We start from the raw sequence: 20,131 nt of genomic DNA on the forward strand, positions 1-20,131 counted from the left end.
TGAGGTCAGGCCCTCCGCATCGGGGCGGGGACGGGTGAGAGGTAGCTGATCATCATGGTGACCAGCTCCTCGACGAACTCGTCCCGGCCGATGTCGGGCTGGTCCAGCATGTAGTCCACCGCGAGGTGGCGGATCGTGCGGATCAGCATCCAGGCCGCCGTGTCCGGCCGCATGCCGGGGCGGAGGTGCACAGCCTGCGTGCGCCAACGCTCCACGATCATCGCGTGGATGCGCTGCTCCAACTCTGCGAACTTGCTGGCCTCGCCCAGTTCAGGGGTCGTGTCGATCACGGCTCGCAGGAACGCCGGATCGAAGTCCAGCGCGTCGAGCAGAGCGCGGATCGCACGCCCGAGGTTGTCGGCGAGCGACTCGTCCTCGCGGACCTCCAGGTGCTCCTCGATCCGGTGGGCGAGCCGTTCGGAGAAGCGCTGGACGACCGCCTGGACCACGGCCTCCTTGTTCGGGAAGTACTGGTAGATCGAGCCCGCACTGACTCCCGCCTGCCTGGCGATCCGGTTCGTGGAGGCACCGTCGAACCCGGACTCCACCAGCACCACCTGGGCCGCGTCGAGGATCCGCGTGACCATCTCCCGCGAACGCTGCTGCTGGGGACTCTTCCGCACCGCGACCACTGCGACCTCCTCGACCGGCCCACCCTACTGAGGCTGGCCGCCCGCCGGCGTCCCGGAACCGACCTCGGGTTCCGAACCTCCGGCCTGCGTACAGTCGCGGCGCGGACGGCGTCCGCGGCGCGTCGGATCAGGTCAGCCGGCCCCGACCAGCAGTAGCGTCCCGCCGAAGACCACTCCGGTGAAGACGAGGACGATGCTGGTGTAGCCGAGGATGTCGCGCACCCGCAGGCCGGCGACGGCCAGCAGCGGCACCGCCCAGAACGGCTGGATCATGTTCGTCCACTGGTCGCCGTACGCGATCGCCATGATCACCACGGGCTGGGCCACGTCCAGCGACTGGGCGGCCGTGGCGAAGATCGGGGCCTGCAGCGCGAACTGCCCGCCGCCGGAGGGCACGAAGATGTTGAGCAGGCCGGCGGACAGGAACGCGAACAGCCCGAGTGTCCCGGGCGAGGCCGCGTCGACCACCCAGTTGCTGAGCTTCTCGGCCAGTCCGGTGCTCATCATCGCCGCGATGCCGGCGTACAACGGGTACTGGAGGAGCACGTCGACGACGGTGCGGCCGCCCCGGGCCACCAGGGTGCCGAGCTGGCGGGCGTTGGCCACGATCAGCAGGATCAGGCACAGGAAGGTCCAGTTGACGATGTCGAGGGTCAGGTCGAAGCCCTCGTCCATGAAGTAGATGACCAGGTAGAGGCCGAGCAGCACCCCGAGCACCGTGGTCACCAGGCGCGAGGTCTCCAATCGGTCGGCCGGCGAGCCGGCCTCCTGGGCCACCGCCTCCCCGCTCTCACTGGACTCCTTCCCGTCCAGCGCCGCGTCGGGAGCCTCGCGCACCTCATCGTCCGGACCGGGCGCCATCAGCGGCATGATGACCGCCACCAGCACCAGCACCACGACGACCGCCGCGATGTTCCACCAGGCGAAGATGGTCTCCGAGACCGGGATGGTCCCCATCTCCAGCGTGGTGGCATAGACCCCGCTCTCGGTGGCCGCGTTGAGCGGTCCCGAGCCCGAGTAGCCCATGTGCCACACCACGAATCCGGCGTACGCCGACGCGACCAGCAGCGGGTAGTGCAGCGGGACCCCGCGCTCCTTGAACCGGCGGGCGACCTCGACCGCCACCACCCCGCCGACGATCAGCCCGAGCCCGAAGCTGAGCAACGAGGCCAGGCCGGCCACCACGGCGACGAACGCGTACGCCGCCCGCGGACTGCGCGGGACACCTGCCACCTTGGTGAGCAGCCGATGCACCGGCGGCAGGTTGGCGAGGGTGTAGCCGAGCAGAAGCACGAGCGCGACCTGGGTCATGAACGCGAGCAGCCCGATCAGGCCGTCACCCCAGGCGCGGGTGAGGTCGCGCGCACCGACGTCGGTGAAGATCAGCGACAGCGCTGCGACGAGGAACGTCAACGCCACCGCGAAGACGAACGCTCCTGGCAGCCATCGTTCGACGATCCGGCTCGCGGGTCCGGCGATCTTTCGCAGCACTTGTCCTCCCGAGATGTCGCTGACTGCCGGCCACTCCACTGCATCGCCGGATTCGTCGTCAAGGTCGGCGCTGGCTCGCTCCGACCACCCGGACGGGGGTATGGACACCGTTGACCCTTCGGGCCTCGCCTACATCTCGAGGCGAGCAGACCCGTGTGTCAGTGCGCCATGTCGACGAAGCGGGAGTAGTGGCCCTGGAAGGCGACGACGAGGTCCTTGGTGGGGCCGTTACGGTGCTTGGCGACGATCAGGTCGGCCTCGCCGGGGCGGGCCGACTCCTTCTCGTAGACGTCGTCGCGGTGGAGGAGGACGACCATGTCGGCGTCCTGCTCGATCGAGCCGGACTCGCGGAGGTCGGAGACCTGGGGCCGCTTGTCGGAGCGCTGCTCGGCACCACGGTTGAGCTGGGAGAGCGCGATGATCGGCACCTGGAGCTCCTTGGCCAGCAGCTTGATCTGGCGGGAGAACTCGGAGACCTCGAGCTGACGGGACTCGACCTTCTTGCCCGAGCTCATCAGCTGCAGATAGTCGATCACGACCAGACGGAGGTCGTGGCGCTGCTTGAGCCGACGGGCCTTGGAGCGGATCTCCATCATCGTCATGTTGGGACTGTCGTCGATGAACATCGGCGCCGAGGAGACCTCGCCCATCTTGCGGGCCAGCTTGGCCCAGTCGTCGTCGGTCATGTTGCCGTTGCGGATGTGGTTGAGCGGCACCTTCGCCTCGGCCGAGAGCAGCCGCATGGTGATCTCCGAGCGCGACATCTCCAGGCTGAAGAAGACGCTGCCCAGACCGTTGCGGATCGAGGCCGCCCGACAGAAGTCCAGGGCGAGGGTCGACTTGCCCATGGCCGGACGCGCCGCGACCACGATCATCTGGCCGCCGTGGAAACCGTTGGTCAGATCGTCGAAATCGGCGAAGCCGGTGGGGACGCCGTAGATGCCGGCCTCCCGGTTGGAGATCGCCTCGATCTCGTCGAGAACGCCGTCCATGATGTCGCTCAGAGGGGCGTAGTCCTCCGAGGACCGCTTCTCGGTGATCTTGAAGACCTCGGCCTGGGCCTCGTCGACGATGTCGTCGACATCGCCCTCGCCGGCGTAGCCGATCTGGACGATCCGGGTGCCCGCGTCGACCAGGCGGCGGAGCACGGCCTTCTCCCGGACGATCTCGGCGTAGTAGCCGGCGTTGGCCGCCGTCGGCGGGATGGCCGAGATGGTGTGGAGATACGGGGCACCGCCGATCCTCGGCAGGTCGCCGCGGCGCTGTAGCTCGGCAGCGACGGTGACCATGTCGACCGGCTCGTTGCGGCCGTAGAGATCGATGATCGTGTCGAAGATCGTCTCGTGGGTCGGCCGGTAGAAGTCGGTCCCGCGAAGCACCTCGGTGACGTCCGCGATGGCGTCCTTGGAGATGAGCATCGAGCCGAGCACCGACTGCTCCGCGGCCTGATCCTGCGGGGGCGTGCGGTCTCCGGGGGACGTCGGCCGCTGACCGGGCTCGTAGGCCGCCGGCCCGTCGCCCCACTCCTCGAACGACGGTGGCTCCGGGAGGTGGTCGGCGACGTCGTGCTCGGTGACGCTCACTGCTCCTCCTCAATCTCGCCCGAGTCTGGCTTGGTGCCTGCTCCGGCGACCCGCTGTCGGGGCACCGGTCTGGATCACCACGCTAGGAGGGACCACCGACAATTCCGGGGATCTGGCCCACCGCTGCGCGGGACTCTACGTCCGCTGGAAGGGGTGGTGCGAGTCCGGTCGCACGAGTTATCCACAGGCGGGTGGGGATAACCGGTGACTACCCGTGGACGACCCTTGGGATGACCTGCACAAGCTGGGGAGAAGGCTGTGCACGACACACCCGGGATCCGCGCAAAAGTGCCTCTGACCTGGGAAAACAAGTCCTGTGGATTGTGAATAGAAATCAGATCCATACTGAGACCCAGTTCACACCTTCTTTACCTGCGTCGGGATGGGGGTTTGTCGACAAAACACCCGACTGATGCGGAATCCACAAGTTATCCACCACACATCCCACGTGCGGAGCGGCCCGGGCGCGGCCGGAGGAGCCGAGGACCCTTAACCTGCCGACATGGATCGCAGTCATGACCGGGAGATCTGGCGATTGGCGATCCCGGCCTTCCTCGCCCTTGTCGCCGAGCCCCTCTTCCTGCTCGCCGACTCCGCGGTCGTGGGGCACCTGGGCACCACCGAACTCGCCGGCCTGGGGGTGGCCGGGGTGGTCCTGCAGACCGTCGTCGGACTGTGCGTCTTCCTGGCCTACGGCACCACCGCGTCGGTCGCCCGCCGGATCGGTGCCGGGGACACCCGCGGCGCGCTGGCGCAGGGGATCGACGGGCTCTGGCTGGCCACCATCATCGGCATCCTGGTCACGATCCCGGGCGTGCTGCTGGCCGGTCCGCTGGTGCGGCTGGTAGGTGCCGGCGAGGACGTGGCCGGGCCCGGGACGGCGTACCTGCGCATCGCCCTGCTCGGGGTGACGCCGCTGCTCCTCATGCTCGCCGCCACCGGCGTCCTGCGGGGGCTGCAGGACACTCGCACCCCGCTCTACGTGGCCGTGCTCGGCAACCTGCTCAACGTGGTCCTGAACCTCACCCTGGTCTACGGAGTGGGCCTGGGGATCGAAGGCGCGGCGATCGGATCGGTCATCGCCCAGGTGCTCTCCGCGGTCGTCCTGGTCGGCGTGGTCGCCAGAGGGGCCCGCCGGTACGACGCCAGCCTGCGGCCCGACCTGCCCGGCATCCGTACCGCGATGCGGGCCGGGGTGCCGCTGGTGGTCCGCACCCTCACCCTGCGGGCGGCCCTGCTGATGACGACGTTCGCCGTGACCCAGGCCGCGATCGGGGACTCCGGCTCCCAGGCGGTGGACCTGGCCGCCCACCAGATCGCGTTCACGCTGTGGGGCTTCCTCGCGTTCGTGCTCGATGCCCTCGCGATCGCCGCGCAGGCGATCACCGGACGCTATCTGGGTGCCGGCGACGTCCCGGGCACCCGCGCGGTGACGGCGCGGATGGTCTGGTGGGGGGTGATGGCCGGCATCGCCGTCGGCGTCCTGCTGGCCCTCGCGAGTCCTCTGCTCGGCCCGCTGTTCACCCCCGATGAAGACGTGCACGCCCTGCTGATCCCGGTGCTGATCGTCGCCGCGATCGCCCAACCGATGGCCGGTGTCGTGTTCGTACTCGACGGGGTGCTGATCGGGGCCGGGGACGGTCGCTACCTGGCCTGGGGCGGCATCTGGACGCTGGTCGCCTACGCCCCGGCGATCGCCCTCGCGGTCACGCTCGACGCCGGGCTGGTGTGGATCTGGATCCTGTTCACGGTGGTCTTCATGGGGGCTCGGTTCGTCGTCCTGGTCCATCGCGCGCGTGGCGATCGATGGCTGGTGACGGGAGCAGCCGGCCGGGGCACCGGACAGGTTCCACGTGAAACAACCGGACGGTCCGCACCATCCGCTCGGATGACAGCCCCGGGCGGCACCAGCACACTGGCAGGATGACCGACGAGAAGGCGACCCTCCAGCGCTACCTCGACAACGTCCACCAGGCCTTGCTGTGGAAGCTCGAGGGGCTCTCCGAACGTGATCTGCGACTTCCCCGCACTCCCACCGGCACCAACCTGCTGGGCATCCTCCGGCACTGTGTCAATGTCGAGTTCGGCTACCTGGGGCCCGTCTTCGGCCGGATGATGGAGAACCCCGCGGGTCTCCTGGAGCCCGACGACTACGACAAGGACCCACAGGCCGACTGGTACCTCACCGCGGAGGAGAACAGCGCGGACCAGATCGCCCTGGCCCACCGGGTGTGGGCCTTCTCCGCGAGGACCCTCGCCGAGCTGCCCCTAGACGCAACCGGCCATGTTCCCTGGTGGGACCCGGGCAACGCCCCGACCCTCCACCACATCACGGTGCACCTGCTCACCGACCTCACCCGGCACGCCGGCCATGCGGACATCCTGCGCGAAGGCATCGACGGGGCAGCAGGCATGCGGCCGGCGTCCACCAACCTCCCCGACGGGACGGACTGGCCGGCGTACGTCGCCAAACTGACCGCGATCGCGGAGGAGTTCTGAGCGCCCCACAGGCTGTGCGTGCTACGCAACGCACACGGGGCCGCCCCTCCCGAAGGAAGGACGGCCCCGGAGCGACCTGACGGATCAGGTCAGGGTGAGCATGCTCAGGCAGGCACCACGGAGAGGGCGACCTTGGCCGACACCTCGTCGTGCAGCTTGACCGACACCTCGTGGGCGCCGAGCGCCTTGATGGGGTTGCCGAGCGCGATGGTGCGCTTGTCGACGTTCTCACCGACGGCGGCGTTGAGCGCACCGGCGATGTCGGCGATCGTGACGGCGCCGAAGAGGCGACCGCCCTCGCCGGCCCGGACCTTGACCTGCACCGGCGCGGCCTCGAGCTTGCCCTTGATCTCGACCGCGTGGTCGAGGTCGCGGACGGCGCGAGCCTTGCGGGCGGCCTGGATCTGCTCGACCTGCTTGGCGCCACCGCGGGTCCAACGGACCGCGACGTTGCGGGGCAGCAGGTAGTTACGGGCGTAGCCGTCCTTCACCTCGACGATGTCGCCGGGGGAACCGAGGCCAGTGACTTCCTGGGTCAGGATGATCTTCATTGCCTGGACTCCTCTCAGCGACCGGTCGAGGTGTAGGGCAGCAGAGCCACCTCACGGGCGTTCTTCACGGCGATGGCCACGTCACGCTGGTGCTGGACGCAGTTGCCGGTGACCCGACGCGCGCGGATCTTGCCGCGGTCGGAGATGAACTTGCGGAGCAGGGTGGTGTCCTTGTAGTCGACACCCTTCGCCTTCTCCTTGCAGAACTGGCAAACCTTCTTCTTGGGCTTGCGAATCACTGCCTTGGCCATTGTGGTGCTTCCTTTCTAGAAGCCCGACAGACGTCGGAATGGTTGAGGGATTCGGATTGAACTGGTGGTGCTTGTCAGAACGGAGGCTCTTCGGAGCCGACGCCCGGCGCGGCCCAGGGGTCGTTGGCGGGAGCCCCGCCACCCTGCTGACCGCCGGGACGACCGCCGTAGCCGCCCTGCTGACCGCCCTGGGGGGCGGGGGTGGCCCACGGGTCGTTGGCCGGTGCAGCCTGCGGCTGGCCGCCGTAGCCGCCACCACCTTGCTGCTGACCACCGCCGTAGCCGCCGGACTGGCCGCCCTGACGGCTGACCTTGCTCACCTTGGCCGTGGCCCAGGTGAGCGCGGGGCCGATCTCGTCGGCCTCGAGCTCCATGACGGTGCGCTTCTCACCCTCACGGGTCTCGAACGAACGAGACTTGAGACGCCCCTGCACGATGACCCGGGTGCCCCGGGTCAGTGACTCCGCGACGTTCTCCGCGGCCTGCCGCCAGATCGAGCAGCGCAGGAAGAGGGTCTCCCCGTCATCCCATGAGCTCGTCTGTCGGTTGAAGCTGCGCGGCGTCGACGCCACCGTGAAGTTGGCGACCGCCGCCCCGGACGGAGTGAAGCGGAGCTCGGGGTCGTCGGTGAGGTTGCCGACCACGGTGATGATGGTGTCGCCTGCCATGAGGTCTCCTCGAAGCCTGGGTGCTGGTTTCCGGTGTCGCCACCGATCCTGACGGACGGTACCGACGATCCGGGGAGGTCATCCACAGCCGACCCGGAACGGGGGCTGCGCAACCGCCTGACTCAGACGGTCGGGCGGATGACCTTGGTACGGAGGATCGACTCGTTCAGCGTGAGCTGACGGTCGAGCTCCTTGACGGTCGCCGGCTCGGCGTTCAGGGTGACGACGGCGTAGATACCCTCGGCGTTCTTCTTGACCTCGTAGGCCAGCCGACGACGACCCCACACCTCGAGCGACTCGACCGAGCCGCCGTCCTTGCTGACGACGGTGAGGGCCTTCTCGAGCTGGGGACCGACCTGGCGCTCGTCGATGCTGGGATCGACGATGATCATCAGTTCGTAGGCACGCATAGCATTCCACCTCCTGCGGACTCAGCGGCCACGGTCTCTCCGTGGCAGGAGGGCTGTGCGTCCCCACCAGCGGGCACGACCGGCACGTCCCGGCGTACGTCGGCTGGCGGGGTGTCCCTGCGCCGACCACCGGACGGAGGCGGGCACACGGACGCTGAAGCGTACCAAGCCGGTCACACCCGATCCGAATCCAGAACCGTCATCCACAGCCGGCGATCCGGGGCTGGTGGGCACCGGCGCGAGCCCGGCACGATCGGGGGATGCCACCGACCCACCCAGTGCCCCGCCGACCTCCCCTGGCGGGCCGCTATCTGCTGGTCGACGAGCTGGGCGCTGGCGCGTCCGGGACCGTCTGGCGGGCCTGGGATCTGCGCCGCCAGTCCTTCTGTGCCGCCAAGGTGCTGGGACCGGCCCGGAGCCCGCAATTGATCCGGTTCGTGCGCGAGCAGTCGCTGCGGATCGACCATCGGCACGTCGTCGCACCGACCGGCTGGGCAGCCGAGGACGATCTGGTCGTGCTCACCATGGATCTGGTGCGCGGCGGGGCGGTCGCCGATCTGCCTGTTCCGCTGACCGAGGGGTACATCGCCGTCCTGCTCGACCAGCTCCTCCAGGCACTCAGGGCCGTGCACGCCCACGGCGTGGTCCACCGCGACGTCAAGCCAGGCAACCTGCTCCTGGAGGCCACCGGCACCGCCCGCCCGCATCTGCGGCTGGCCGACTTCGGGGTGGCCGCGGTCCTCACCGACGCCCGGCTCACCCTCGCTCCCGGCGGGGTGGGCACTCCGGGGTACATGGCCCCAGAGCAGGAGGCCGGCGCGGCCCCCGACTTCCGTCAGGACCTGTACGCCGCCGGCCGGGTCGGACGCGCCCTGCTCGGCGATCACCCGGAGCCGCCCCGGGGGCGGCTCGACGACCTGATCGCTCGACTCACCGCGCACGACCCCGATCGGCGGCCCTCCTCCGCCGCGCAGGCCCTGTGCGAACTTCGGGCGCTGGACATCCCGGCACCTCGACACTGGCTGGCCCTGCCCGACCGCCTGCCGGAAGCCGTCGTCCCGGTCGCGGACGCGCTGGCCCTGCCCCGGCCGGCTGCTCCTCGGCGTCGCGCCGGCTCGCCGTCAGCGGTGGCGGGTGCGCTGGTCTGCTTCGTGACCGCGATCCTGCTCTGCTTGGTGGCGCTGGCGCGCGTCTCGGGCGAGCAGGGCCCCTCCGAGCAGCGTCAGGGCAGCGGCCAGACCGAGCAGCAACGAGGTCACCCCGGCCACCCTAGTGCCGCGGTTGCCGGTGCGCTGCGGGCTCTCTCCTAGGCTGTGGATCATGCAGATCGGAGCCCACGTCGACCAGACCGACCCGCTCGCCGAGGCCCGCGCCCGGGAGGCGGGTGTGGTCCAGTTCTTCCTGGGCGACCCGCAGAGCTACAAGGGGCCCGTGGTGGCCTACGCGGGCGGGCCTACTGCGCTCAGGGCGGACGCGGAGGCTGCCGGGATCGACCTGTTCGTGCACGCGCCGTACATCATCAACGTCGCCACGACCAACAACCGCATCCGGATCCCCAGTCGCAAGCTGCTCCAGCAGCACGTCGACGCGGCGGCGGAGGTGGGCGCCAAGGGGCTGATCGTGCACGGCGGCCACGTCAACAAGGCCGACGACCCGGAGAAGGGCTTCGACAACTGGCGCAAGGCGATCGAGGCCACCGACCTCAAGGTGCCGGTGCTGATCGAGAACACCGCGGGCGGCGAGAACGCCATGACCCGCCACCTGGACCGCATCGCCCGGGTGTGGGAGGCGATCAGCGCGGCCGAGGGCTCCGAGCAGGTGGGCTTCTGCCTCGACACCTGCCACGCGCACGCTGGCGGGAACGAGTTGGAGACCGTCGTGGAACGGCTCCGGGCGATCACCGGCCGGATCGACCTCGTCCACGCCAACGACTCCCGGGACGCCTTCGACTCCGGAGCCGACCGGCACACCAACTTCGGCACCGGCCAGATCGATCCCGACCTGCTCGCCGGGGTGATCCGCTCGGCCGATGCGCCGGTGATCTGCGAGACCCCAGGCGGCGCCGAGGAGCACGTCGCCGACTTCGCCTGGCTCCGCGAGCGTCTCTGAGCCGAGATCGAACGCCGCGCTATCTCCCGGCGCCGCTGCGGCGACCCGCCCGCGCCGTTTCAACCCACGCGGCAGCGTGGCGTGAACCGCCGTGCCACGCTTCTATCTTCCGGCAGGAGTGAAGACATGCTCGCGCCATTCAACCCGCGCGGCAGCGCGGCGCCGCCGACGGTGCACCCTGTCCTTTGAACGCACCGTCGAGCGGCGACGCGCTCGCGCCACTCAATGCGAAGGGGCGGAGCCGCCCCCACCGCGGCTCCGCCCCTGACACGCCGGACACCCCCATGGCCGGCGAACACCCTTCTGCACTCCCCTCGAGTGCAGAAGAGGCGCTGTCGAAGGTCAGGAGTCACCCCAGAGGCCGCTGATACATCCCGGCGAGGATCTTTTCCGCAGGGACGGGCGGGGGCTGGTCGGGCCGATCAGGCGAAGCAGAGGAACGGCGCCGGCGGGCGGTCGCAGGTGGGGGCGGGCACGGCGGCGGCGAGGGCCACGTCCGGAGCCTGGCCGGCCGCGAGGCCGCGGTGGAGGGCCACCAGCGCGTCGTACGCCGCGTCGTCGGCGACCGAGGCCGGCGAGGCGATCACGCACCGGGCACCGGCGTGCAGCCAGGCCGCGGTCATGCCGATCAACTCCTCCCCCCAGCGGACCGTGGAGCGGCCGACCTCGCAGGCGGAGAGCAACACGATGTCGGGCACCCGGGGCAACTGGTCGACGTCGTAGCCGTACCAGGTGCCGTCGGCCAGTCCGACCCCGGAGAACAACGGGTTCTGGGCCGAGTGCCGGCCGTGCGCCGCGACGTGCAGGACATCGACCGCGGCGGCGAGCGCGGAGGCAGCGGCAGCGGTCGCGTCCGGCCCGGTCAGGATGCTGGAGTCGGCCCACTCCTTGGCGGTCGCCGCGATCTCCTCCTCCGCGCGGGCGACCCGCGGGCCGGCGACGAACCCGGCGCGGCCGGTCCGCAGGGGTGTGCGGTTGCGCGCGAGCCAGGAGGTGGCGGACTGGGCCACCGTGACCGGGCGGCCCGAGAACCCTGGTAGCAGCGTCCACGGCACCCCCGCGAGGCGGCCGGAGGGGGTCAACAGCACCGGCCGGTCGCCGAGCAGCGGGAGCAGCGGAGTGACCAGGGTGGCGGCCAGGCGGTCGAGCCGGGTGATGAGTTCGCCACGGACGGCGACGCCGAGGGCACCGTCGAGCCGTTCGGCGGCGACGTCGAGGTCGGGCAGCAGGCCACCCAGGTCGGCCCGGAGACCCTCGATCGGACCGAGCGGCACCCGGCGTACCTTCTCCGCGGTGACCACGAGCGCCACCACGGCTCCCCCACCGACCACCAGGCTCACCAGGGCCCGCTCCCCCAGCGCCGCCCGGACCTGGTCGAGTGTGCAGGGGTCGGTGACCCGGCCGGAACCCTCCTTCTGCCAGGCCTGCTCCCGGATCCGGCGGCGCAGCTCGGCCTCGCGGGCGGGCGCGGGATCCGATCTGAGTTCGGCCAGGTCGGCGGCGAGGTGCGGGTCGGCGGGGGCCTGGACCGGCTGGATCCGGGCGGCCAGCATCCGCGCCCGCTCCGACCATTCGAAGAGCACCGTGTCCGAGGGCGAGGCGACCGCCAGTTCGAGCGCGCGCACCGCGAGGTGGACCCCCTGGCCGATCACGTTGGTCTGCAGGTCCAGGCTGCCGAAGGAGCTCTGCCACTCGTGCAGTTCGTCCAGGCCGGTCCGGAGGCGCCGCAGTGCCTCGCCCGGGCGTCCTCGGCCGGCCGCCAGATCGGCCCGCACCTCATCCGCGAGCAGCCGCACCGGCAGCGGCGTCGAGGCCCGCATGCGTACGCCGGCCAGCCGCTCCCGCATCCCCTCCAGGTCGCCCCGCCGACCGGCGACCCGCGCGGCGTTCAACCGGGCGGTGGCCCCGGCATGCGGCTGGCCGAGCGCCTCCAGGTCGGCCGCGAGCCGGTCGCCACGGGTGATCAGGGCGGCCCCGCGGCGGCCGAGCTCGACCTCGGCGGCGTGGATGGCGTGCTCGGCCCGTAACTGCCACACCGGCGCGCCACTGCGCACGAACTGGGCGCGGGACCTCCGGGCGGCGGCCAGCGCCTCGGCCGGTACGACGTGCACCAGCGAGCGGGCGAAGGTCAGTTCGGTCTCACCGCGGCGCTGGTAGAGCCGGCGTCCGACGTACGCCGCGGAGGCCTCGCGCAGCGCCGTACGTCCCTCGTCGACCAACCCGGCGGCGACCAGGGCCTCGGCCCGATCCATCGCTGCGGTCGCGACCAGGACCGGCCCGGCCTCGGCGAAGACCGGCGCCGCCGCGTCCATCGCCCCCAGCGCTCCGACCAGGTCGCCGGTGAGCAGGTGGACATAGCCCAGGTTGTGGCGAGCCTTGGCGGCCGCGAGGGTGTCGCCGACCGCGCTGAAGCACTGGGCTGCGAGGGCGAAGTCCTCCCGCGCAGGGAGCGGCAGGTCGCGCTGGGTGTAGACGCTGCCGCGATTGAGGTAGGCACGGCCGAGCAGCCGTTGGTCCTCCAGCAGGGCGACGGCCTCGCCGAACGCCTCGAGGGCGTCGTCCTTCTCGCCGCGCAGCATGCGCAGCAGGCCGACCTGACTGTGCAGCGTGCCGCGGGTGGCCCGGGTCAGTCCGGGGTAGTCGAGGGCCACGCGACATAGCGCCACCCCGTCGTTCTCCACCCCGGTCTCCTGCCAGACGTAGGCGAGACTGGCCTCGATCCGAGCGAGCAGATCACCCGGCTCGAGCCCGTCCCGGGCCTGCTCCAGCAGCTGACGGGCCCGAGCATGGCGGCCCCGGGTGCTGGCGGCTACGCCGGCCTCGTGGAGCTGTTCGCGGGAACGCACGGGCTCATCATGGCTTAGGAGGGAGCTGAGCAGGACGGGCGAACGCTCTCGGCGCCCCGCCCGGTCCTCGGGCGGCCGCGCGGACTGTTCAGCAGTCTCCTCGGCATGGGTCCGGTCAGTCGTCGTCGGGTTTCATCCCGGTCACCACCTGGACCGCGGTCCACGCCTGGCCGGGAGTGATGTGGCGCTCGCCCTGGCCCTGCAGGAGCTGGAGCAGTTCGCTGGCGAGCTTGCCGGAGGTGAGCGGCGCGCTGAACGAGGTCCCGCTCCACACCGCGAACCCGCTGCGGAAGTCGTCGGGATCCATCGAGGTGCGCTCCCTGCGCTCCTTGCCGTCCCAGACCCAGGTGCGCGCGATCGGCTCGTAGCCACCCCGGAGCTTCGGGAACGTGCTCATCAGGACGGCACCGCGCTCGTAGTGCCGCACCCAGGGGCCGACGTTGCTGAACAGCGCGTCGATCTTGCCGTCGGGGTTGAGCGCTCCGACCGACACGATCGGCGCGACCGCCGGATCGGCCCCGAACGGGCTGCCGCCGCGCCACGGACCGAAGGCCGCCGGGAAGGAAGGGCGCTGGGTGGCGTCGTTGCCCGCCGAGCACACCACGGTCACGCCCAGCTCGCCGAGTTGGCGCAGCAGGTCGCGCAGGGAGGCGTCGATCAGGTCGGTGTTCTCCGGTGTCTCGTGGTAGTAGCCCAGCGACAGGTTGAGGACGTCGATGGCCTGCCCCTTGGCGGGGTCCTCCCGGTTCTGCTCGACCAACTCGATGATCTGGCACAACGCGGTGAGGAGCTCGGCCTCCTCGCTCTCCCCCTCGGGCGGCATGATCCGCCAGGAGAGGATGTCGGCGTCCGGGCAGGCCTGGTGGATCAGGCCGGCGACGAAGGTGCCGTGGCCGGCGATGCCGCTCAACGAGCCGTCCAGCGGCCGGCTGTCGGCGCCCGGCTCGGGCAGCTGGTCCTCGGCCTCCCAGCGGTCCCGGGCGTAGCCGATCGGCAGCCACCGCGGCCCGTCCGGGGTCTGGGTACGCACCTTCACATCCGTGCGTACGACGGGGGTCTGCGCCCGCCCCCCGACGGTACGGCGGAACCACGGGTGCCGGGTCCAGCAACCGGTGTCGAGGACGGCGACCACCGGACGGCGGCAGCGGTACCGCTCCTGGAACTCGGCGTCCGGCAGGCGGGCCGGCTCCGGGCCGACGTACGCGATCGGCTGTCGTCCGCCGTGCCCGGCGCTGAGGTAGCTGGCCACCGCCACCGAGGTGGCTCCCGACACGACCGGGTTGGGTTCGTGGAAGGTGTTGGGTTCGTGGAACGTGTTCGGCTCATGGAAGGTGTTGGGCTCGTGGAACGTGTTCGGCTCATGGAAGGTGTTCGGGGCGAAGCCACGCGGTGAGACCGGGGACAGCAGGTGGCTGAGGAACGCCGCCTTCAGTGGCTCGTACTCATCCTTCGAGGTCGCCTCCCCTCCCATCGCCCGGGCGAGCTGGAGCAGACGCCAGGCGTCGGGCTGCGCCTGACCGGGCTTGGCGTCCACCCCGACCGTGATCACGCCATTGCGCAGCGAGGCGGTACGGACATCCTCCGGGTGCGCGGTGACCGTCCACTCGAGCGCTTCGCCGGCCTTGACCAGCTGGTCGATCACCTTGGTGTGGCGCCCGGGGCGGGCATCGGAACGCGCCACGGTGAGGTGGACCCCGACGTAGGCCGTGGGGAGCGCGTTGACGCCGGGGACGACCGCCTTGGTGGGGTCGAGCACACGACGGGAGTAGCGGGCCCGGCGCCACGCACAGCGCCCCTCCTTCTCCCCCTGCTCCTCGGTCTGCTCTTCGGTCTGCTCCACCTGCCCGCCCTCGGTTGCGGACTCGGCGGACTCGGCGTCGGACTCGGCAACGGACATGGTGGAGTGCCTTTCGGGTGTGGGGTGTCGGCCGCTCAGATCTCGAAGGTGGGGGTGGCGAACGGGGGGCGGCTGAGGTCCTGCGGCTCGAACCGCAGTCGCAGCAGGCCCTGGGGCAGGCCGGCGAACTCGAACCGGCCGGTCTCGGCCACCGCGGTCGCTCGCGAGGGCTGGTCCGCGGCGAGCACGCGCACGGTCATCTCTTCGGCGGGCGCGATCCAGCCGTCCACCCGCGACCCGTCGCCCTCGCCCGGCGCGACCCGCACCAGCAGGTCGACCTCGCCGAGGGTGAACCGCAGGGTGTACGCCGTGCCGGCCGCTCGCCGGGTCGCCGACTCTCCCCGGACACTCGCCCCCTCGAGCTGCTCGACCAGCAGCATCAGTTCGAGGTCCAGGCCCAGCCCGGACACCTCTGCCGCCGCGGCGTCCTGCATCCGCTCCACCAGGCCCTCGGGCATGGGGTCGCGGGCGTCGTACACGTGGCGCACGACCTCCAACAGCCGCTCACGACTCATCTCACTCATCCACGTCTCCTGCCTCGATCAGAGCGACCCGCAGCTTCGCCAGGCAGCGACCGCGGGTGGGGCCGATACTGCCGACGGGCATCCCGAGGTCCACGGCGAGCGTGGCGTAATCGGGTCGATGTTCGAAGGCGACCACGCGCAGCAGTCGCCGGCACCGCTCGGGGAGCGCGTTGACCGCGGCCCAGAGCCGGTCCTGGCCGTCACGCTCCACCGCGGCGCTCTCCGCGGAGCGCTGCTGCGGCAGGTGGACGGCGAGGTCCTCGTCCTGGGTCGGATCCGCGCGATGCTGCACCTGCGCGGTGCGCCAGGCCTCGCGGCGGGCGGTGATGGTGAGCCAGCCGCCGATCGCGGCCGAGTCGATGATCGAGGACTGACGGCGCACCAGAGCCAGCCAGGTGCTCTGGACGACGTCCTCGGCGAGCTCGTGGGAGAGGCCGTAGGCGCGGACCACCTGCCACAGCACGGGGGTCATCACACCCACCAGTTCGCTGAGCCCCTCCTCGTCATCGGCGAGCCACCGGTCGAAGGCGGCGGTCGCCCGCTCCCAGACGCTCCCCGGCGCATCCGCGACCTCACGAGTCCCCTGCGCCGACGCGTCGACGTCAGCGCTGGGGTCGGCGGTGGCCATGGTCCCACCTCCCCGTGTGGTCATCACGGTCATGCTCCCTCAGGAGCGGTGCGGTCTCCTCCAGATACCTCACGACCCGATCCCCCTGTCCCCCGGTGCTGCCATCACCTCGGGTCAACGACTCAGACTAGTGCGTTCGGCCGCCGACGTGAGCCGAATCCGCGTCGCCGGTAGCCTTCGCGGGGTGAATCTGAGCGTGCGACCCCTCCCCGCCGACGAGCACCTCGCCTTCATCGCCCGGCAGCGATCGGTGAGTTTCCTGCAGACCCCGGCGTGGGGACGGGTGAAGACCGAGTGGCGCAGCGAGTCGGTCGGCTGGTACGCCGACGAGGACCTGGTCGGCGCCACGCTGGTGCTGCATCGGCCGGTGCCCAGGCTGAAGCGCTACACGCTCGCCTATCTCCCCGAGGGGCCGGCGATCGACTGGTCCGGAGACCTGGCCGACTGGCTGAGCCCGTTGGCGGCGTACCTGCGGAAGAACGGTGCCTTCGGCATCCGGATGGGCCCCCCGGTCAGGACCGCCGGCTGGTCGGCCGCCCAGGTCAAGGCGGGGATCGCCGACGAGGCCGTCCACCGGCTCACCGAGCTGCCGCCCAGCGAGCGTGATCCCGCCGGCGCCCGGGTCGTGAGCCGGCTGCGGGCCCTGGGCTGGCGGCTGCAGAGCCCGGAGGACGGGTTCGGCGCGGGCCAGCCGCAGTACACCTACGAGGTCCCGCTGCGGCGTACCGAAGGCACCGCCCTCACCGAGGACGAGGTGCTCAAGGGGATGAACCAGCTGTGGCGCCGCAACATCAAGAAGGCAGACAAGAGCGGCGTCGAGGTCACCGTCGCGGGTGAGCAGGAGTTCACCGAGGAGCTGCGAGCCTTCCACGACCTCTACGTCCACACCGCCGAGCGCGACCACTTCACCCCGCGACCGCTGCGCTACTTCGAGGTGATGGCGGAGGCGATGCGCTCGGAGGGACCGGACCGCTTCCAGCTCTTCCTCGCCCGGCACGACGGTGACCTGGTCGCGGCCACGATCATGGTCCGCGTCGGAGCCCACGCGTGGTACTCCTACGGCGCCTCCTCCACCGAGAAGCGGGAGGTCCGCGGCTCCAACGCGCTCCAGTGGGCGATGATCCGCTCCGCCCTCGCCAGCGGCTGCGACGTCTACGACCTGCGAGGCATCACGCCCACCCTGTCCGCGGAGGACTCCCACGTCGGACTGATCCAGTTCAAGGTCGGCACCGGCGGCCGGGCGGTCGAGTACGCCGGCGAGTGGGATCTCCCCCTGTTCCGGCCGCTGTATGCGGCCTTCGACCTGTACATGAAACGACGCGGGAAGTGACCGACGCACCATGACCCTGACCCTCACCGTCGACGGCGAGCGCTGGCGCTCCCACCTCCGCTCGTTCGCCGAGCAGACCCCCGGCCTGGTCCCCGTCGCCAAGGGCAACGGCTACGGCCTCACCCTCGGCCGGCTCGCCCGTCGGACCGGCTGGCTCGACGACACCGTGGGCGGCTTCGACACCCTCGCCGTCGGCACCTACGACGAACTCCCCCATGTCGCCACCCGCTATCCCGGCTCGCTGGTGGTGCTCACGCCCTGGCGCCCCTGGGCACCCGCCCTGGAACCGGACCTGGCCGACCGGGTCATCCACACCGTCTCCCGGCCCGAGGACCTTCCCGCCCTGCTGGCCCGCCAGCCACGCGCCCGGGTCCTGCTCGAACGGATGACCAGCATGCGCCGGCACGGCATGAGCGCCACCGACCTCTGGGAGACCGCGGCCGCCGCCCGGCGTACCGGCGCGGTCGTGGAGGGCGTCTCGATCCACCTCCCCCTCGAGGGGGGCAACCTCCCCGAGGCCCGTGCGCTGATGGACGACGTCGTCGGCGCCGAGGTGGGCACGGCCTGGGTCAGCCACCTGACCGCCGCCGAACGCGCCGAACTCTCCCGCTCCTACGCCGACCTGCGGCTCCGCCCCCGGATCGGCACCGCCCTGTGGCTCGGCGACCGGGGCGCGCTCCGGGTGACCGCGACCGTGCAGGACGTGCACCGGATCGCGCGCGGGGAACCCTTCGGCTACCGCGGACGCACCGCCCCGAAGGACGGCCACCTGGTGGTCGCCAGCGGAGGCACCGCGCACGGCATCGGCCTGTCCGCCCCGGCGAGCGTCTCCGGCCTCCGTCAGCGGGCTGGCACTCTCGCCAAGGGCGGCCTGGCCAGCCTCGGGCTCACCCGCTCGCCGTACAGCTTCGACGGGCGGCATCTCTGGTTCGCCGAACCCCCGCACATGCAGGCCTCGATGCTCTACCTCTCCGGCAACGGACCCGTGCCGAACGTCGGCGACGAGCTCGACGTCCGCGTCCGCTTCACCGCCACCTCACCGGACCGCATCGTCCTCACCTGACCCCGCTCTCCCCGAACCACCCGTCGAGTCGGCCCTCCCGGACCGTCGAGTCGGGCCTCCCGGACCGTCGAGTCGGGCCTCCCGGACCGTCGAGTCGGGCCTCCCGGACCGTCGAGTCGGCCCTCCCGGACAGTCGAGTCGGGGCTCCCGGACCGTCGAGTCGGGCCTCTCAACGGGTCCGGAGAGCGGGTTCGGGTTCGAGGGGTGGTGTGACCAGGGCTCGGGTGGGGTCGTGGTGCGGGAACAGGACGTCGCGGACGACGAGGGCGATGAGGTAGAGCTCGCCGGCCAGGCGGATCAGGATGGCGTACCAGTAGAACGGTTGGTCATCGCCGGCACCGGCGGTGAGGAAACCGCCGAGGTACCACCACACCGCCGCGAGGTAGACCAGTTCGGCGCCCTGCCAGATCAGCTGGTCGCGCCAGCGTGGCCGGGCGAGGACGGCGAGGGGGAGCAGCCAGAGCACATACTGCGGCGAGTACACCTTGTTGACCAGCAGGAACCCGGCGACGATCAGGAATCCCAGCTGGGCCAGCCGTGGAGTCTCGGGCGCGCGGAGACCCACCGCGGCCACGCCGAGGCACCAGCAGACGAAGAAGAGCCAGGACACCTGGTTGACGGTGTGGGCGCTGATGGTGAGATCGCCGGCCTGGGCGAGGACCAGCCAGATCGAGCCGAGGTCGGGTCCGCGGTCGGAGTTGAAGGTCCAGAAGACCTGCCATTCCTCCCAACCGGTCAGCATCGCGGGCAGATCGACGACCAGCCAGGCCAGGGCCGCGGCGACAGCGCTCAGCGCCAGATCCCTCCAGCGACGTTCGCGCATACAGATCACCAGGATCCCGCCGAGCAGGAACAGCGGGTAGAGCTTGGTGGCCACCCCCAACCCGATCAGGATGCCGGTGAGCAGCGGTCTGTCGCGCGCCCAGGCCCACAGTGCGCCCGCGACCAGCACGACGGCGAGGATGTCCCAGTTGACCATCGCGGTCATCGCCAGCGCCGGGGAGAGCGCGAACGCCGCAGCGTCCCAGGGCCGGCGCGGATCGACCCGGGCGAGGAGCCAGACCGAGAGCAGCGCCAGCGCGGCGAACCCGAGCACATTGACGACGACGAAGACGAGGACCTCGTCCCGGACGCCGTCGGCGCTCCACAGCTGATCGGGTGGGAGGCCGGACCGGGTCTCGGTATCGGCCCCGCTGATCAGGTGGGTGATCGCCGCGGTGCCCCATGCCCAGTAGGAGATGCCGACCGGGTACTCCATCACCTGATACCGCTCGGCCGTCTCCGGGCTGTACGGCCAGGCCCCCTCGGCGAGGCCCCGCCCGACGTAGAGGTAGGGCAGGTCCGAGTAGCACATCTGGGCGTAACGGACCTTCTCGTCGGTCCAGTTGGTGGCGTAGCACCCGGACTTCTGCACCATCCCGAGCGCGAAGACCACCGCGGTCATCGCGAGCAGCACGCGTACCGGCGTCCACCACGGATGCCGCCCGGCGTGGGTGCCGAACTGCCCGCCGACCGCCGGGCTCAGCGCCGCGACCACCGGATCCTCGCGCGAGGGCGCGACGATCTGCTCCGGCTCGACAGGTCCTCGGGTCACCCCTGGATCATCCCCCGCGGCACCAGGGCGAGTGGCCTGCCGCGCGGGGCGTCGG

Annotated in this window: 18 protein-coding genes; 6 read left to right on the forward strand and 12 right to left on the reverse strand. The window is 71.0% G+C overall.

What is annotated here, in order from left to right; translation table 11 throughout:
• Positions 1-5: 5 nt before the first annotated feature.
• The 3 genes from G515_RS0109485 to dnaB all read right to left on the reverse strand — a co-directional run bounded on the left by G515_RS0109485 (position 6) and on the right by dnaB (position 3,706).
• Complete coding sequence (locus tag G515_RS0109485) at positions 6-632, reverse strand: TetR/AcrR family transcriptional regulator (protein WP_051218110.1); 627 nt, start codon at positions 630-632, stop codon at positions 6-8.
• Positions 633-764: 132 nt separating this feature from the next.
• The gene (locus G515_RS0109490) at positions 765-2,123 is read right to left on the reverse strand and encodes a short-chain fatty acid transporter (RefSeq protein WP_028659951.1); all 1,359 of its coding nucleotides are present in this window, start codon (positions 2,121-2,123) and stop codon (positions 765-767) included.
• A gap of 158 nt (positions 2,124-2,281) precedes the next feature.
• A complete protein-coding gene (gene dnaB / locus G515_RS0109495; RefSeq protein ID WP_028659952.1) occupies positions 2,282-3,706 on the reverse strand; it encodes a replicative DNA helicase in 1,425 nt (474 codons plus the stop codon).
• A gap of 502 nt (positions 3,707-4,208) precedes the next feature.
• On the opposite strand from dnaB, the gene G515_RS20565 reads away from it, so the two are divergent.
• Together G515_RS20565 and G515_RS0109505 are read left to right on the forward strand one after the other, a co-directional pair.
• Entirely contained in the window at positions 4,209-5,633 is a 1,425-nt protein-coding gene (locus G515_RS20565; protein WP_084653385.1) for an MATE family efflux transporter, read from the forward strand.
• On the forward strand, positions 5,630-6,205 hold the full coding sequence (locus tag G515_RS0109505) for a DinB family protein (protein WP_028659953.1): 576 nt from the start codon (positions 5,630-5,632) through the stop codon (positions 6,203-6,205). Before G515_RS20565 ends, G515_RS0109505 begins: the two co-directional genes overlap by 4 nt.
• A gap of 104 nt (positions 6,206-6,309) precedes the next feature.
• On the opposite strand, the gene rplI is transcribed toward G515_RS0109505, so the two are convergent.
• From rplI to rpsF, 4 genes are all read right to left on the reverse strand, one after another.
• Complete coding sequence (gene rplI, locus G515_RS0109510) at positions 6,310-6,756, reverse strand: 50S ribosomal protein L9 (protein ID WP_028659954.1); 447 nt, start codon at positions 6,754-6,756, stop codon at positions 6,310-6,312.
• A 14-nt stretch (positions 6,757-6,770) separates the two neighbouring features.
• Positions 6,771-7,007, reverse strand: a complete 237-nt coding sequence (gene rpsR, locus G515_RS0109515) for a 30S ribosomal protein S18 (protein WP_028659955.1) — start codon at positions 7,005-7,007, stop codon at positions 6,771-6,773.
• 74 nt (positions 7,008-7,081) lie between these two features.
• Complete coding sequence (locus G515_RS0109520) at positions 7,082-7,675, reverse strand: single-stranded DNA-binding protein (protein ID WP_028659956.1); 594 nt, start codon at positions 7,673-7,675, stop codon at positions 7,082-7,084.
• 122 nt (positions 7,676-7,797) lie between these two features.
• Positions 7,798-8,085 (reverse strand): 30S ribosomal protein S6, encoded by a 288-nt coding sequence (rpsF, locus tag G515_RS0109525; protein ID WP_028659957.1) that lies wholly within the window; start codon positions 8,083-8,085, stop codon positions 7,798-7,800.
• Between the two features lie 260 nt (positions 8,086-8,345).
• On the opposite strand from rpsF, the gene G515_RS22675 reads away from it, so the two are divergent.
• Positions 8,346-9,395, forward strand: a complete 1,050-nt coding sequence (locus G515_RS22675) for a serine/threonine-protein kinase (protein WP_084653387.1) — start codon at positions 8,346-8,348, stop codon at positions 9,393-9,395.
• Between the two features lie 10 nt (positions 9,396-9,405).
• The gene (locus G515_RS0109535; protein ID WP_028659958.1) at positions 9,406-10,194 is read left to right on the forward strand and encodes a deoxyribonuclease IV; all 789 of its coding nucleotides are present in this window, start codon (positions 9,406-9,408) and stop codon (positions 10,192-10,194) included.
• Between the two features lie 422 nt (positions 10,195-10,616).
• Here the strand turns inward: G515_RS0109535 and G515_RS23615 are convergent, their stop codons facing one another.
• The 4 genes from G515_RS23615 to G515_RS20585 form a co-directional block, all read right to left on the reverse strand.
• Positions 10,617-13,040 carry a CHAT domain-containing protein gene (locus G515_RS23615; RefSeq protein WP_036555168.1) on the reverse strand — a complete coding sequence of 808 codons (2,424 nt, stop codon included), beginning with the start codon at positions 13,038-13,040 and terminating at the stop codon, positions 10,617-10,619.
• A 115-nt stretch (positions 13,041-13,155) separates the two neighbouring features.
• Positions 13,156-14,937: a S8/S53 family peptidase gene (locus G515_RS20580; protein ID WP_051218114.1), complete on the reverse strand. Its 1,782-nt coding sequence runs from the start codon at positions 14,935-14,937 to the stop codon at positions 13,156-13,158.
• Between the two features lie 35 nt (positions 14,938-14,972).
• Positions 14,973-15,461, reverse strand: coding sequence for a hypothetical protein (locus tag G515_RS0109550; protein ID WP_028659959.1), 489 nt, complete (start codon positions 15,459-15,461; stop codon positions 14,973-14,975).
• The gene (locus G515_RS20585; RefSeq protein ID WP_084653389.1) at positions 15,454-16,089 is read right to left on the reverse strand and encodes an RNA polymerase sigma factor; all 636 of its coding nucleotides are present in this window, start codon (positions 16,087-16,089) and stop codon (positions 15,454-15,456) included. Before G515_RS20585 ends, G515_RS0109550 begins: the two co-directional genes overlap by 8 nt.
• 184 nt (positions 16,090-16,273) lie before the next feature.
• Here G515_RS20585 and G515_RS0109560 point away from each other — a divergent pair, with 184 nt between their 5' ends.
• A complete protein-coding gene (locus G515_RS0109560; protein WP_028659960.1) occupies positions 16,274-17,419 on the forward strand; it encodes a lipid II:glycine glycyltransferase FemX in 1,146 nt (381 codons plus the stop codon).
• Positions 17,420-17,429: 10 nt separating this feature from the next.
• On the forward strand, positions 17,430-18,482 hold the full coding sequence (locus G515_RS0109565) for an alanine racemase (RefSeq protein ID WP_028659961.1): 1,053 nt from the start codon (positions 17,430-17,432) through the stop codon (positions 18,480-18,482).
• 169 nt (positions 18,483-18,651) lie between these two features.
• Here the strand turns inward: G515_RS0109565 and G515_RS0109570 are convergent, their stop codons facing one another.
• Entirely contained in the window at positions 18,652-20,076 is a 1,425-nt protein-coding gene (locus tag G515_RS0109570; RefSeq protein WP_028659962.1) for a glycosyltransferase family 87 protein, read from the reverse strand.
• Positions 20,077-20,131 lie beyond the last annotated feature (55 nt).

The sequence above is a fragment of the Nocardioides insulae DSM 17944 genome, assembly GCF_000422825.1.
Taxonomy (GTDB): Bacteria; Actinomycetota; Actinomycetes; order Propionibacteriales; family Nocardioidaceae; genus Nocardioides; species Nocardioides insulae.